15 protein-coding genes are annotated in these 14,181 nt (G+C 41.8%); all 15 read left to right on the forward strand.

The window, feature by feature from the left end; genetic code table 11:
* The first annotated feature begins 80 nt into the window (after positions 1-80).
* The 15 genes from spoVG to IEW82_RS17810 all read left to right on the forward strand — a co-directional run bounded on the left by spoVG (position 81) and on the right by IEW82_RS17810 (position 14,167).
* Positions 81-371, forward strand: coding sequence for a septation regulator SpoVG (spoVG, locus tag IEW82_RS17740; protein ID WP_188697951.1), 291 nt, complete (start codon positions 81-83; stop codon positions 369-371).
* 186 nt (positions 372-557) lie between these two features.
* Positions 558-1,934, forward strand: coding sequence for a bifunctional UDP-N-acetylglucosamine diphosphorylase/glucosamine-1-phosphate N-acetyltransferase GlmU (gene glmU / locus IEW82_RS17745; RefSeq protein ID WP_188697967.1), 1,377 nt, complete (start codon positions 558-560; stop codon positions 1,932-1,934).
* A gap of 13 nt (positions 1,935-1,947) precedes the next feature.
* Positions 1,948-2,898, forward strand: coding sequence for a ribose-phosphate diphosphokinase (locus tag IEW82_RS17750; RefSeq protein ID WP_188697970.1), 951 nt, complete (start codon positions 1,948-1,950; stop codon positions 2,896-2,898).
* A gap of 77 nt (positions 2,899-2,975) precedes the next feature.
* Positions 2,976-3,602, forward strand: a complete 627-nt coding sequence (locus IEW82_RS17755) for a 50S ribosomal protein L25/general stress protein Ctc (RefSeq protein ID WP_188697973.1) — start codon at positions 2,976-2,978, stop codon at positions 3,600-3,602.
* Positions 3,603-3,803: 201 nt separating this feature from the next.
* Positions 3,804-4,364 carry an aminoacyl-tRNA hydrolase gene (gene pth, locus IEW82_RS17760; protein ID WP_188697978.1) on the forward strand — a complete coding sequence of 187 codons (561 nt, stop codon included), beginning with the start codon at positions 3,804-3,806 and terminating at the stop codon, positions 4,362-4,364.
* A 62-nt stretch (positions 4,365-4,426) separates the two neighbouring features.
* The gene (gene fin / locus IEW82_RS17765; protein ID WP_188697981.1) at positions 4,427-4,657 is read left to right on the forward strand and encodes an anti-sigma-F factor Fin; all 231 of its coding nucleotides are present in this window, start codon (positions 4,427-4,429) and stop codon (positions 4,655-4,657) included.
* A gap of 56 nt (positions 4,658-4,713) precedes the next feature.
* Positions 4,714-8,253, forward strand: a complete 3,540-nt coding sequence (mfd, locus tag IEW82_RS17770; protein ID WP_188697984.1) for a transcription-repair coupling factor — start codon at positions 4,714-4,716, stop codon at positions 8,251-8,253.
* 97 nt (positions 8,254-8,350) lie between these two features.
* Positions 8,351-8,884 (forward strand): stage V sporulation protein T, encoded by a 534-nt coding sequence (gene spoVT, locus IEW82_RS17775; RefSeq protein ID WP_188697987.1) that lies wholly within the window; start codon positions 8,351-8,353, stop codon positions 8,882-8,884.
* 191 nt (positions 8,885-9,075) lie between these two features.
* Complete coding sequence (locus tag IEW82_RS17780) at positions 9,076-10,644, forward strand: putative polysaccharide biosynthesis protein (protein ID WP_188697990.1); 1,569 nt, start codon at positions 9,076-9,078, stop codon at positions 10,642-10,644.
* 22 nt (positions 10,645-10,666) lie between these two features.
* Positions 10,667-12,124, forward strand: coding sequence for a bifunctional methyltransferase/pyrophosphohydrolase YabN (gene yabN, locus IEW82_RS17785; protein ID WP_188697994.1), 1,458 nt, complete (start codon positions 10,667-10,669; stop codon positions 12,122-12,124).
* A 35-nt stretch (positions 12,125-12,159) separates the two neighbouring features.
* Entirely contained in the window at positions 12,160-12,495 is a 336-nt protein-coding gene (locus IEW82_RS17790; RefSeq protein ID WP_268237407.1) for an HU family DNA-binding protein, read from the forward strand.
* A gap of 3 nt (positions 12,496-12,498) precedes the next feature.
* A complete protein-coding gene (locus IEW82_RS17795) occupies positions 12,499-12,759 on the forward strand; it encodes an RNA-binding S4 domain-containing protein (RefSeq protein WP_188698000.1) in 261 nt (86 codons plus the stop codon).
* A 149-nt stretch (positions 12,760-12,908) separates the two neighbouring features.
* Positions 12,909-13,220, forward strand: a complete 312-nt coding sequence (yabP, locus tag IEW82_RS17800; protein WP_229672754.1) for a sporulation protein YabP — start codon at positions 12,909-12,911, stop codon at positions 13,218-13,220.
* Positions 13,217-13,786: a spore cortex biosynthesis protein YabQ gene (yabQ, locus tag IEW82_RS17805; RefSeq protein WP_188698006.1), complete on the forward strand. Its 570-nt coding sequence runs from the start codon at positions 13,217-13,219 to the stop codon at positions 13,784-13,786. The genes yabP and yabQ overlap by 4 nt, the downstream gene beginning before the upstream one ends.
* A 24-nt stretch (positions 13,787-13,810) precedes the next feature.
* On the forward strand, positions 13,811-14,167 hold the full coding sequence (locus IEW82_RS17810) for an FtsB family cell division protein (protein WP_188698010.1): 357 nt from the start codon (positions 13,811-13,813) through the stop codon (positions 14,165-14,167).
* Positions 14,168-14,181 lie beyond the last annotated feature (14 nt).

A 14,181-nucleotide genomic window follows, 5' to 3' on the forward strand; every position in this document is an offset into this window, starting at 1 on the left:
ATCTTGAAGGGATTTTTCTCCTTTTGTCGAAGAAGATATAATAGTCTCTTATCTTCTAAACAAAAAGGTGGTGCTGAATAATGGAAGTGACAGATGTGAGACTGCGTCGAGTGAACACGGATGGTCGGATGCGTGCCATTGCCTCTATAACCATTGACCATGAATTTGTCATTCATGACATTCGTGTCATTGATGGTAACAATGGAATGTTCGTTGCTATGCCAAGTAAGAGGACACCCGATGGTGAGTTCCGTGATATTGCCCACCCGATCACTTCTAGCACGCGCGAGAAAATCCAAAGTGCGGTATTGGATGAATACCACCGTGTTGGTGAAACGGAGACCGCTTATGAAGAAGCGGGCGCATCGTAATGACTTGAAGGACCCGATCAGAGGATTGGGTCTTCTTTTTTGTTACCGCTTTCTAAAGAATTTATCCGCATTGTCCTTATTAAAATGTGCTATAATTAGTAGGTTTGATACTCCATAAGATTTCTTGAAAATCCTCAGCGATTGAGCTATAGTTTTTATTGATGATAAGGATAACGGAGGTTACCTATGACAAACAGATATGCGGTGATTCTTGCTGCTGGTCAAGGAACAAGAATGAAATCAAAATTATACAAAGTGCTTCATCAGGTTTGTGGGAAACCAATGATTCAACACATTATGGATCAGTTGTGTGCTTTAGATTTCGAAAAACGGATTACAATTGTTGGTCATGGTGCAGAGAAGGTAAAAGCACAGCTTGGTGATACAAGTGAGTATGCATTACAAGAAGAGCAATTAGGAACTGGGCATGCCGTTTCACAAGCAGCAGGTGTTTTAGAAAGTTTAGAAGGAACCACCGTTGTTTTGTGTGGGGATACACCTTTAATTACGAAGGAAACGATTGCAGGTTTACTGGAACATCATGAACGTGCACAATCAGCTGCAACGGTACTCACTGCATATACGGATAATCCCAAAGGGTATGGGCGCGTTATCCGTTCTTCAAAGGGGCATCTAGAACGCATTGTTGAAGAAAAGGATGCGACACCTGAAGAAAAGGCAGTTGCCGAGATTAACTCCGGTATCTATTGTTTTGATAACCAAAAGCTATTCAGGGCCTTGAAAAAAGTGACCAATGATAATGCTCAAGGGGAGTATTATCTTCCAGATGTCCTAGGAATATTGCAAGCGGAAGGGAACACGATTGCCGCGTTTCAATCGGACGCTTTTGAAGAAACGTTAGGTGTTAATGACCGCATTGCTTTGTCTGAGGCTGAGAAGCTTATGAGAAGAAGAATCAATGCCCATCATATGCGAGAAGGGGTTACCCTCATTGATCCCGAACATACTTATATCTCTGCGGATGTTATGATAGGAATGGATACTGTGATCTATCCTGGATGTACCCTTTCTGGAACGACAACCATTGGCGAAGCGTGTCAAATCGGTCCAAATACAGAAATAAGGGATAGTAAAATTGGAAATAATACAAAGGTACAGCAATCGGTCGTCAATGATAGTGAAGTTGGTCAAGAAGTGAATATTGGTCCCTTTGCTCATATTAGACCTGCTTCTACGATAGGCGATCGCGTCAAAGTCGGAAACTTTGTTGAAATAAAAAAATCCGTTTTTGGTGAGGGAAGTAAAGCCTCACACTTAAGTTATATTGGCGATGCTGAAGTTGGTCAAGATGTGAATTTGGGTTGTGGCTCTATCACGGTAAATTACGATGGGACTCATAAGTATTTAACGAAAATAGAGGATGGGGCATTTATTGGCTGTAATGCCAATTTGATCGCTCCAGTAACCATCGGAAAAGATGCTTTTGTTGCCGCTGGCTCAACTATTACAGATGACGTCGAAGCCAATGCGCTTGCCATTGCTCGAAATCGGCAAACCACGAAACAAAACTATGCAGATAACCTAAATCATAAGAAAAAATAATGGAGGGACCGGCATGCCTAGTTATCTTGACCCTAATTTAAAGGTTTTTTCACTGAATTCAAATCCAGCACTTGCGGAAGAGATCGCCAAACATATTGGAATTAATCTTGGAAAAAGTTCAGTCACTAATTTTAGTGACGGCGAGATTCAAATTAATATCGAAGAGAGTATTCGTGGCTGTGATGTTTATGTTATTCAATCAACATCGTATCCTGTCAATAAACATCTGATGGAGCTGCTCATCATGATTGACGCTCTAAAAAGGGCATCGGCTCGCACCATTAATATTGTTTTACCTTATTACGGCTATGCGCGCCAGGATCGTAAAGCCCGTTCAAGAGAACCGATTACAGCCAAGCTCGTTGCTAATTTATTAGAAACGGCAGGAGCAACCCGCGTCATTGCTATAGATTTACATGCACCGCAAATTCAAGGATTCTTTGACATCCCTGTTGATCAGCTCCTCGGTGTTCCTATTCTTGCCGATTACTTTAAAACCAAGCAACTTGAGGATATTGTCGTGGTTTCACCAGATCACGGTGGCGTCACTCGTGCTAGAAAGATGGCTGATCGCTTAAAGTCTCCCATTGCCATCATCGATAAACACCGTCCTAAGCCTAACGTGGCAGAAGTTATGAATATTGTTGGTAACATTGAAGGTAGGACAGCCATTTTAATCGATGATATTATTGATACGGCCGGAACCATCACACTTGCTGCGAATGCATTAATTGAGAATGGGGCAAAAAAGGTTTATGCTTGTTGTACACATCCAGTATTATCTGGGCCTGCTATCGAAAGGATTAGTGCATCAAGTATTGAAGAATTAGTGGTTACCAATACCATTCCTCTTCCAAAAGAAAAACAAATCAGTAAAATTACAAGCCTGTCTGTCGCACCGCTACTTGGTGAGGCGATTATTAGGGTACATGAAAAGTTATCTGTAAGCACGCTTTTTGATTAAAAAAGGGATCTCATCTGTTTATGGTTTTAAAATCTTTAAAAGTGGGAAATAGTGAAGAATAGAAGGGAGTGTCTGCTTTGCCAGCAGAATTAAATGTAAAGGAAAGAGACAACTCAAGACATTCAATCACTAGGAATTTAAGAAAAAGTGGAAAAATCCCGGCTGTTGTATATGGGAAGAGCGTAGGTAATCGAGGGATTGTAGTCGATGAAGGGGAAATGATTCGCACCTTCCGAGAAGTGGGTAGAAACGGTGTCATTACACTGCAAATAGATGGACAAGCTTTTCCAGCAATGGTTCAGGATATTCAAACGGATTCTCTTAAAGGCAATATTCTCCACTTAGACTTTCTTGAGGTGGATATGAAGGCCAAAACAGATGCGGTGGTTCCTCTCCATACTGTGGGAGAAGCTGTTGGGCAAAAAGAAGGTGGCGTTGTTCAACATAATGTGAATGAAGTCACGGTTAGTGCTCTACCAGCAGATATACCCACGGCGATTGAAATTGATATTTCAGAGCTTAAGATTGGTGATGTCCTTAAGGTGAAGGATATTAAACATTCCGGTAACTATGAGATAGTGGACGATGGGGAAGAGGTTATGATCTCCATTACACCGCCTAATAAAGAGCCTGAAGTGGAAGAAACAGAAGCAGAAGCTCCTTCAGATGCAGGGGACTCAGCTCATCAGGGTGAAGAAGAGTAATCGCTTTGAAGCAGGTGCTACCCTTTTTTAGGGAGCACCTGTTTTTCAAAGAGAAAGACAATGGTTTTCTTATTAAGGGAAGAAGACCATCTCTTACATCCAAATATTAACTATATATAAATAAAGTGGTAATGATGACATCCATAACATATGATAAGGCGTCTAGAGTGTTATCTTGGCCTTGTGGGGGGAGGAAATACGATGAAATTGATTGCCGGTTTAGGCAATCCGGGTTCTGAATATGTGCATACTCGGCATAATATAGGTTTTGAGGTTATAGAAAGGCTTGCTGATAAGGAAAATATCCCCTTGTCACGTTCCAAGTACAATGCACTGTACGGCAAAGGGGAGATTCAAGGAGAAGAGGTTCTTTTAGTTAAGCCTTTAACATATATGAATTTGTCAGGTGAAGCGATTGCTCCATTCATGAATTTTTTTAAGATCCCAATCGAGGATATGATGATCATTTATGATGATATGGACTTGGCTGTAGGAAAAATCAGACTGCGCTTAAAAGGAAGTGCCGGTGGTCACAATGGGATGAAATCCATTATTCAACATCTTGGCACAAGCGAGTTTAAACGGACAAGAGTAGGAATAGGTCGACCAGATGGAAGGCAGCCCGTTATTGACTATGTCCTACAAAAGTTTTCAGAGGAAGAGGAGCCTATCATTGCTGAGGTTATTGAAAAAGCAGCAATGGCTTGTGGAGAATGGTGTAGCGAACCCTTTGACAAAGTCATGAATAAATATAACCGTTGAATAAAATTGAATGGTAATGTTTATACTACTCCTAGCTTATTGTATTGTTAGGAGGCTAAACATTGGATGTTTTCTACCATTGTCGATATTGCGGCACGCAAGTCGGACATATAAAAAATAGTATGTTTGATACCTCGCAATTGGGTTTTGATATGTTGAATAATCAAGAGCGCGCAGAGCTTATAAAATATAATGAACAAGGTCATATCAATGTTTCTACTATTTGTGAGGACTGTCAGGAGGCTTTAGAAAATAATCCTGAATTGCATCAGTTTGACTCATTTATACAGTAATAACGCTTTGGTTATAGACCAAGGCATTTTCTGCTTTCCTGGGAGGGGGTTCTATAATGTTAGGGTTAAAACAATTTTTTCAAGATAACCTTATGGATTTAAATACAATACTTGATGGCTTCAAAAGTGGCATGCGTCAACAATTGGTCGCTGGTCTGACGAATGCATCCAAATCCTTATATATTTCCTCGCTATATGAAGAGCGTCAGCAATCCGTTCTAGTTGTGACACATAACTTATTTCAGGCACAGAAGCTCTATGATGATCTATCTGGGCTTCAAAAGGAAACCGAAGTTTTCTTATATCCTGTGAATGATTTGATTGCATCAGATATCGCTGTCGCCAGTCCCGAGCTCTTATCACAGCGTCTAGAGGTATTAGATCACTTAGCGCAAGGAAAAAGAGGATTAATCATCGTTCCTATAGCTGGACTCAAGCGGCTCCTGTCACCAAAGGACTATTGGAAGCGAGCAAGTCTGCATTTTCAAGTCGGGGAAACTGTTGATTTAGATGAGGTAATGAAAACACTTACATCATCTGGCTACAATAGAGAGGCTATGGTTAGCGCGCCTGGTCAATATAGCGTGCGTGGGGGCATTATAGACATTTACCCTCACACGAGCTCAGATCCAATACGGATTGAATTGTTTGATGATGAAATTGATTCGATTCGCTTGTTTAATAGTGAGACGCAGCGTTCTTTAGAAAAAATTGACCATATTATGGTAGGGCCAGCAAAAGAGCTCGTATTATTTCCCGAGCAATATGAGGTGGCTGCCCAAAGATTAGAGGATGGGTTGGCCCATACGCTTAAAAAGATCAAAAATAAGGGCATCAGAGAGACCTTATCGGAAACAGTAGGTCAAGAAATTGAGGCTTTAAAAGAACAAACAGCATTCCAAGGGATGATGAAGTATATGCGCCTTTATTTTGATACAAAGGCGACTCTACTAAACTATATTCCAAGAGAGACTTTAATCGTTGTCGATGAAATTAGCCGCGTACAAGAAGTGGCTGAGCAATTGGACAAGGAAGAGGCGGAGTGGCTCACAGCGCTGATCGAAAAGGGAGAAATGATCTCTGATTTGACCTTATCTGAGAGCTGGACGGACCTTAATGCTTTCGCGCCCTTTAAGGCTTTATTTTTATCGTTATTCCTTCGTCATAGTCCCTATATTCAACCTGAAAATATCATGAATGTTGCCTGCAGGTCGATGCAGAGCTTTCATGGTCAGATTAATGTCCTTAAAAATGAGTGTGTACGCTGGCAAAAAGGGCATTATGCTGTGGTTTTTTTAGCGGATGATAAAGAACGTGCTAAGAAAATCGTCAATGTATTTAAGGACTATGATATTGATGCTGATTATGTAGAGCCAGAAACCAGACCAACACAAGGGACTTTAAATGTCACAGTGGGTACACTTGGTGGCGGGTTTGAATTATCTCAACAAAAGCTGGCTGTTATTACAGATAAAGAAGTGTTTGCAAACAAAGCGCATAAAGTAAGCCGACGCCCTAAGAAGGTATCGAATGCGGAGCGTCTTAAAAGCTACAATGAGCTTAAGGTTGGTGATTATGTCGTTCATATCGATCACGGGATTGGACGATATATTGGTATTGAAACCTTAGAGGTCGGTGGGAACCATAAAGATTATCTACACATTCGTTATAAGGGGAATGACAAGCTTTATGTTCCTGTCGAGAAAATCGATCAGGTGCAGAAGTATGTTGGCTCCGAAGGCAAAGAGCCGAAGCTATATGCATTGGGCGGCAGTGAATGGAAGCGTGTCAAAAGAAAAACCCAATCCTCTGTTCAAGATATTGCTGATGATCTGATTAAGCTCTATGCAGAACGCGAGGCAAGCAGAGGGCATGCGTTTCAGCCTGATGGTCCTGAACAAATAGAGTTCGAAAATGCTTTTCCTTATCAAGAAACAGAGGATCAGTTAAAAGCTATTGATGAGATCAAAAAAGATATGGAAAAAATTCGTCCGATGGATCGCCTGCTCTGTGGAGATGTTGGCTACGGTAAAACAGAGGTTGCTTTAAGGGCGGCTTTTAAAGCGATTAGTGAAGGCAAGCAGGTTGCTTTTCTTGTGCCAACGACGATTCTTGCTCAACAGCATTTTGAAACAGCGACAGAAAGATTTTCCGATTTTGCTGTTAATATTGGCGTATTGAATCGCTTCAGAAGCCGCAAAGAGCAACAGGAGACGATCAAAGGTTTGCAAAAAGGAACGGTGGACATGGTCATTGGTACACACCGTTTGCTTTCAAAGGATGTTGTGTTTAAGGATCTGGGGCTCCTGATCGTCGATGAAGAACAGCGTTTTGGTGTCACGCATAAAGAGAAGATTAAGAAGATGAAAGCCAATGTCGATGTGTTGACGCTTACAGCTACACCGATACCGAGAACGCTTCATATGTCAATGTTAGGGGTAAGGGATTTATCAGTTATTGAAACCCCACCAGAAAATCGTTTTCCTGTTCAAACGTATGTAACAGAGTACAGTGGAGCGCTGGTCCGTGAGGCCGTCGAACGCGAGTTGGCTCGAGGTGGACAGGTGTATGTGCTATACAATCGTGTGGAGTCCATCCAACAAATGGCTAATCAAATTGATGCTATTATACCTGATGCGCGTGTGGCCTATGCTCACGGACAGATGAAGGAAAATGAGCTTGAAGCCGTGATGATTGACTTCTTAGAAGGCAATTACGATGTTTTAGTATCAACGACGATCATTGAGACCGGTGTGGACATTCCCAATGTTAATACCCTTATTGTCTATGACGCAGATCGAATGGGACTCTCGCAGCTTTATCAGCTCAGGGGACGTGTTGGTCGATCGAACCGCGTGGCGTATGCTTACTTTACGTACCAAAAGGATAAAGTCATGAATGAAGTGGCTGAAAAGCGTCTACAGGCTATTAAGGAATTCACAGAGCTTGGTTCAGGCTTTAAAATCGCGATGCGAGACTTATCCATACGGGGGGCAGGGAACCTTCTTGGTGCCCAGCAGCATGGCTTTATTGACTCTGTTGGTTTTGATCTCTATACACAAATGCTGAAGGAAGCCGTAGAAGAGAGAAAAGGTACAACAGATGAAACGGTACAAAAAGATGTTAATTTAAATATTGAAGCTGATGCCTATATTCCGGAGTCCTATATTTCCGATTCCTTACAAAAAATTGATATGTATAAAAAATTCCGTACGGTTGCTTCCTTAGATGAAGTGATGGAGCTTCAAGAAGAGCTTGTCGACCGGTTTGGTGACTATCCGAGAGAAGTAAGTGATTTATTTACGGTAGCCAGGATCAAAGCATTAGCGAATGAGCTCATGATTGAGAGCATCGATGATAACGAGAAGGGCTACGTCATTTTATTTTCTGAAGAAGGCTCTAAGCAGTTGGATAACTATAAGCTTTTTGAGGCCATTAGTGAGTATGGTCGTGAGGCGGGCTTAGGGACAGAAGGCGAAAAAATCAAGGTGACGCGTTATATCGCCACGAAAGATAATAGCCAACAATTGGAGCAGCTTTATAAAATATTAAACGATATCTATAATAACCAAACAAAAATAGCGAGTGTCAGTTGAGCCTTTTTGTGTATAGAAAGGATAACTTCGCAAATACTAAAAGCAGAAGAAAATGGAATCATCTTTCCTAATACATTTAAAAAGTGAGGCATCAGAGATGAAAGCAACTGGTATAGTACGAAGAATAGATGATTTAGGTCGTGTCGTTATTCCCAAAGAAATTCGACGCACTCTGCGTATTCGCGAAGGGGACCCACTCGAAATTTTTGTTGATCGCGATGGAGAAGTGATTTTAAAGAAATATTCTCCAATTAGCGAGCTTGGCAATTTTGCTCAAGAGTATGCGGATTCATTAGCAGAAAACTCCGGCCGATTGGTATTGATTGCCGATCGTGACGAAATCATTGCTGTTTCCGGTGGCCCCAAGAAGGAATATTTACAGAAAAGCATTGGGTCAGATGTAGAAAAAGCGATGGAAAATCGTACAACGATTAAAGAAAACAGCGGTAAAGGTGAACTGGTTGATCATCTAAGTGATCCTGGAGCCTATGTTATTGCACCGATTATCGCTGGAGGAGACCCCATAGGTGCGGTCCTCCTTATTGCAAAAGATCACGAAGATATCGGGGATGTTGAGGCAAAGTTGGCAGAGACTGCAGCGGGTTTTCTGGCAAGACAAATGGAGCATTAATTCATAGAAATTAACAAGGCTGACACCAACGTCAAATACATGACGCTTTGGGGTCAGCTTCTTTATTCTATCAGAAAGAAATAAGTTAGGGATTATAAAGAGTTGCCTTTCATAATGCCTGGTTTTCCAAATACTGAAGGCATGTGTTTCTTATATGGTATAATCACTCTAGAATTGAGAGTGATTGATACATGGAAAGAAGTATTTGGCGTGGAACGTTTATACTAGCGTTTGCCGCCTTGATTATTAAAGTGTTGAGTGCGGTGTATCGTCTGCCCTACCAAAATTTGGCGGGAGATGTAGGGTTTTATGTTTATCAACAAGTTTATCCTTTTTACGCTTTGGCAACAACTATGGCAGGGTTTGGTTTTCCTATTGTGCTATCGAAAATCATAGCTGAGGCGCAGAGTAGACAGGACAGGCAGGGGGTAGAAGTGATCCTTGCGACGGCGATCAAGGTACTGTCAGGACTTGCTTGTTTTCTGTTTCTTGTGAGCTTTCTTGGAGCACCTTTCATCTCGCGATTGATGGAGGATACACAACTCGTCCGTCCCTTGCGCATTTTATCTTTTATCTTTTTATGGGGACCGTTTATTGCCATTCTCAGAGGATATTTCCAAGGTGGGCGATTGAACATGAAGCCGACAGGGGTATCCCAGGTTGCTGAACAAACGCTTAGAGTAGGACTGATTCTTGGGTTATCTTTCTGGCTCTTTAGGCAAAGTGCCGGACCCTATGTCTTTGGCTCAGCCGCAGCGTTTGGATCGATGATCGCCCCACTGGCTTCTACACTGATCTTGTTTTGGTTTGCTCTGAAAGAAAAGGAACAGCTAAGATTTTCTGTGAAAAGGCAATGGAATGGTCAGGTCGCTATGCGGCTTTTGTCTGAGGGCTTTGCTTACACGATTGCATCACTGGCTTTAGTGACTTTTCAGTTTGTTGATACACTTAGTCTTGTGCCATTCTTACATACACATTGGCATTCTGCGAAAACATTAAAAGGGGTTTATGATCGGTCATTTCCCTTTATACAAATGGGGATGTCAACGGCAGTCGCTTTGGCAACATCTTCTGTTCCGGTTTTTGCCAAATTGAAGGGAATGGGCAGTAGAGGCGACTATAATGATCAGTTAAAACAGCCCATGCGGTTGACCATCATTTTTGGCGCAGCAGCGGCATTTGGCTTACTCTTTATCATTAAAGAGACCAATCTCTTTTTATTCGAAGACCATTCAGGGACATGGGCACTTGCTGTGATGTGTATCAATATTTTAAGTGCCTCGATTGTCATTATTGGCTCAACGATGCTCCAAGGGATTCGAGGCGTATGGGAGCCAATTATTTACCTGATCATTATGGCGGCCATTAAGCTAGGCTTGAATGGACTGTTAGTGCCACCCTTAGGGATCTTCGGAGCAGCGTTAGCCACTGCCATAAGTTTAGGGGGATTGGCGCTGATCATTATGCTGCGCTTGAAGATCTATTGTCAGGTTCGCTTTTTCTACGCGAGGGAATATGTCATTTTAATTTATGGGCTCCTCTCTATGTTTATCGTTGTGTTTCTTTGGAAATTCGTCTTGTATCTCTGGGGGCTTCCAGATGGCGGTCGGTTAGGGGCTGGTGTCACTGTCGTTACAAGTGTTGGATGGGGCGCGGTCGTTTTCTTATTATGGGTGATGCGGGGTGGCTTGCTAGATGAAAAAGATTTGCAGCATTTTCCTGGCGGTAAAGTGTTAGGACGGTTATTTTTAAAGAAGTAGATTAAAGGAGGGAATTTGACTAATGACTGGAGTTATCAACGTAGTAGGTTTAGGCGCGGGAGATGTCAACCAACTGAGTGTTGGGATTTATAATCAGCTAAAGACAAGTCAGCGTCTGTTTGTTAGAACGGCAGAACATCCCGTTATCTCAGATTTGAAACAGGAGCTCTCGTTCCATTCCTTTGATGAATTATATATAAAACATGAGGATTTTGACTCGGTTTATCAAGCCATTGTTGACCGGTTGGCTTTAGAGTCGGAGGAAGGCGATGTGGTTTATGCAGTGCCCGGGCATCCTATGGTCGCAGAAAAAACCGTACAGTTGCTTTTAGAGGCTGCAGAGCAAGGACGGGTAAAGGTCAATGTTAAGGGCGGGCAAAGCTTCATTGATCCATTATTTACCGCATTAAATATTGATCCCATTGATGGCTTTTATTTCTGTGATGCACTGGATTTAGATGCTGACCAGTTGCCTTTAACTCATCACACGATTATTTGTCAGGTTTATGACGCTTTTATGGCGTCAGAGGTTAAACTGTCGTTAATGGAGAGACTCCCTGCAGATTATGAGGTTATGATTGTTCGATCAGTTGGTAATAGCGATCAGCAAATCATTAAGCTGCCTTTATTTGAGCTTGATCGGTGTATCGATGCCGTGGATAATTTGACGAGTGTTTATGTGCCGCCGGTGACAGATGAATCCCTTCTTTATGGTCGCTTTTCCACCCTTCGAAAGGTGATTAAACAGCTTCGAGGGCCTGAAGGCTGTCCGTGGAATCGTAAGCAGACGCATCAATCGTTACGGAAATATCTCATCGAAGAAGCCTTTGAAGTGATTGGAGCCATTGAGGAAGGAGACGATGATCATCTTGCTGAGGAGCTTGGGGATGTTTTGTTACAAGTGATGCTTCATGCTCAGATCGGTGAAGATGAGGGTTACTTTGATATTAAAGATGTGATGCGCGTTTTAACGGAAAAAATGATTCGCCGCCATCCTCATGTTTTTGGTGAAGAGACAGCTGAGACAGCGGAAGAAGTCAGTGCAAGGTGGGAAGCTATCAAGGCGCAGGAGCGCGGAACAGCTTCCGAGCATTTATTCGATTCTATTGAAAAGGGCTTGCCGCCTCTTATGCTGGCTAATGAACTGCAAAAGCAAGCGGCTCAGATCGGTTTCGATTGGTCAGATCCCCAAGTGGCTTGGGAAAAGGTTGCTGAGGAATTGAAAGAGGTTCAACAAGAAGTGCGGAATGAGGACAAGCAAAAGTTAGAACAGGAGCTTGGTGATGTTTTATTTTCATTGGTAAATTTATCGCGCCATTATAAGATCGATCCGTCCCTAGCTTTACAGGCAACCAATCAAAAATTTATGAAGCGATTATCTGGGATGGAAACCATGGCGGTCGAAATGGGGCACTCTTTATCTACTATGAATTTAAAGGAAATGGATGAGCTTTGGGAAAAAGTGAAGAAAAATGAATAGAAATAAAGGATTTTTAGCAATGGTCGAAGAACTATTTGGATAAGAGTAGAGTCAAAGAGACTCAGAAAAAATCATTTAGTCTGAAGGAGGCTATACAAATGAACAAACAACAAATCGTCGACAATATTTCTGTGAAAACAGGGCTGAGCAAAAGTGATGTAGACAAAGTAATCAATGGTGTCATTGAAGAGGTAACAGAAGCATTACGGGAAAAGGACAGGGTCCAATTTGTCGGTTTTGGTACATTTGAAACGAGAGAGCGGTCAAGTAGAAAAGGTAGAAATCCTCAAACAGGTGAAGAAATTGATATCCCAGCTTCGACTGTTCCCGCTTTTCGTGCTGGAAATAAACTGAAGGAAGCAGTGAAATAGTACATGCGTTTAGATAAATTTTTAAAGGTTTCACGATTAATTAAGCGGCGAACAGTCGCAAAGGAGCTAGCCGATCAAGGTCGTGTGATGATTAACGGACGCGCGGCAAAGGCTGGTGCTGAGGTGCAAATCGGTGATGAATTAGCCATCCGGTTTGGACAGAGACATTTGAAAGTAAAAGTTATGGACATCCAAGAGGCTGCCAAAAAGGAAGAGGCGCATTCACTCTATGAAGTTTTAAGTGAGGAGCCTATTAATCATTAACAAAAATGAGGTGTACTCGCTATTGCGCTAAGAAAGCGCCATTATTGTTTTAAGCAAATCATGGCCCCCCTTTTGCGATTTAAGTCTGTTCAAGCGTTCTAAAATGCATCTTTCCCTCATAGGATTAGGACAAGGAGAGGGGGATGACTATGGATAATCAATACTATCCTTCAAATAATTTGAATAATAAAAGACAAGAACCCAATCATGATATTGTAATGAGAGGTCGTAAGAAGATCGAGATCACTGGCGTCAAACATGTGGAAAGCTTTGACCATGAAGAGTTTCTGCTCGAGACGGTAATGGGATATCTCGCGATCAAAGGCGTTAACTTGAAAATGCAAAATCTCAGTGTAGACCAGGGTCTTGTTGCCATTGAAGGAAGAATATTTGATATTAGTTATCTTGATGACCAAGACGGAGAACAGGCTAAGGGTTTTCTTAGCAAACTATTTAGATGACACTCTCAGAACAATTTGCAACGATGCTTGCGATGACGGCGATGGGAGGATGGATTGGGCTGGCACTATCCACCTACCATCGTCTCATCCAACCCGAGAAAAAATGGCAATGGGTAACCCTTCTTACAGACGTCTTCTTTTGGGTCGTGCAAGGACTCCTGATTTTTTACGTGCTATTAACAGTGAATCAAGGGGAGATTCGCTTTTATATTTTGCTGGCCTTGGTTTGTGGCTTTGCTGCTTATAAAGCCTTATTTGAGACCATCTACGAGCGGTGTTTAGATTTTATAATTCGACTTTTTGTCAGGATTGGACGTCTTATTAAACGGATAATATTTATTTTTTTTGTTCATCCGACTAAATTCCTATTGAAGCTTCTCTATCAATTGTTTAAGATGGTAAGTAGAATCTTTATCGTTGTGCTACTCTTTATTTTGACGGTTATTATTACCCCAATAAAATTCATCCTTAAGCTCGTGATTCCTTCATCATGGAGAAGGAAAATAGGACAACTCATTCAAACGTTCAGACAGACAATAGAGGCTTTGATCGGAAAATTTAGGTAGGTGAATAGCTTGAGAGCGTCCAGTGTGACAACTATCCGCAAGGATTACATAGCATCTAAAGAAGTTTATGATAAAGCACTTAATAGAAGAAAAAGGAACCTCATTAAACGGTTGGTCGTCTTTGCCGTGTTTTTAATCTTGATGATCAGCGGCTTTGTTTCGGTCTTTCATTCCCAATCTCAGCAGAAGGAAAAGGTAGAAGCAAATAACCAGCAATTGCACCAACAATTAACAGATGTTCAGAAGCAACAGAAGCATTTGACGCAACAGGTTAAATTGCTGCATGATGATGACTATCTAAGCAAGATTGCTCGCTCAGAATATTATATGTCAAAAAATGGTGAAATTATTTTTGCTTCTCCTGAAAAGGACAAACATTGACTTGCTCATTTTTT

Origin of the sequence: Pullulanibacillus camelliae, assembly GCF_014642655.1 — a bacterium.
GTDB classification, from domain to species: domain Bacteria; phylum Bacillota; class Bacilli; order Bacillales; family Sporolactobacillaceae; genus Pullulanibacillus; species Pullulanibacillus camelliae.

Excerpts from the sequence above, each read along its gene's own strand:
- spoVG (WP_188697951.1), top strand. The coding sequence starts at position 81 with ATGGAAGTGACAGATGTGAGACTGCGTCGAGTGAACACGGATGGTCGG.
- glmU (WP_188697967.1), top strand. The coding sequence starts at position 558 with ATGACAAACAGATATGCGGTGATTCTTGCTGCTGGTCAAGGAACAAGA.
- IEW82_RS17750 (WP_188697970.1), top strand. The coding sequence starts at position 1,948 with ATGCCTAGTTATCTTGACCCTAATTTAAAGGTTTTTTCACTGAATTCA.
- pth (WP_188697978.1), top strand. The coding sequence starts at position 3,804 with ATGAAATTGATTGCCGGTTTAGGCAATCCGGGTTCTGAATATGTGCAT.
- mfd (WP_188697984.1), top strand. The coding sequence starts at position 4,714 with ATGTTAGGGTTAAAACAATTTTTTCAAGATAACCTTATGGATTTAAAT.
- spoVT (WP_188697987.1), top strand. The coding sequence starts at position 8,351 with ATGAAAGCAACTGGTATAGTACGAAGAATAGATGATTTAGGTCGTGTC.
- IEW82_RS17780 (WP_188697990.1), top strand. The coding sequence starts at position 9,076 with ATGGAAAGAAGTATTTGGCGTGGAACGTTTATACTAGCGTTTGCCGCC.
- yabN (WP_188697994.1), top strand. The coding sequence starts at position 10,667 with ATGACTGGAGTTATCAACGTAGTAGGTTTAGGCGCGGGAGATGTCAAC.
- IEW82_RS17795 (WP_188698000.1), top strand. The coding sequence starts at position 12,499 with ATGCGTTTAGATAAATTTTTAAAGGTTTCACGATTAATTAAGCGGCGA.
- yabP (WP_229672754.1), top strand. The coding sequence starts at position 12,909 with ATGGATAATCAATACTATCCTTCAAATAATTTGAATAATAAAAGACAA.
- yabQ (WP_188698006.1), top strand. The coding sequence starts at position 13,217 with ATGACACTCTCAGAACAATTTGCAACGATGCTTGCGATGACGGCGATG.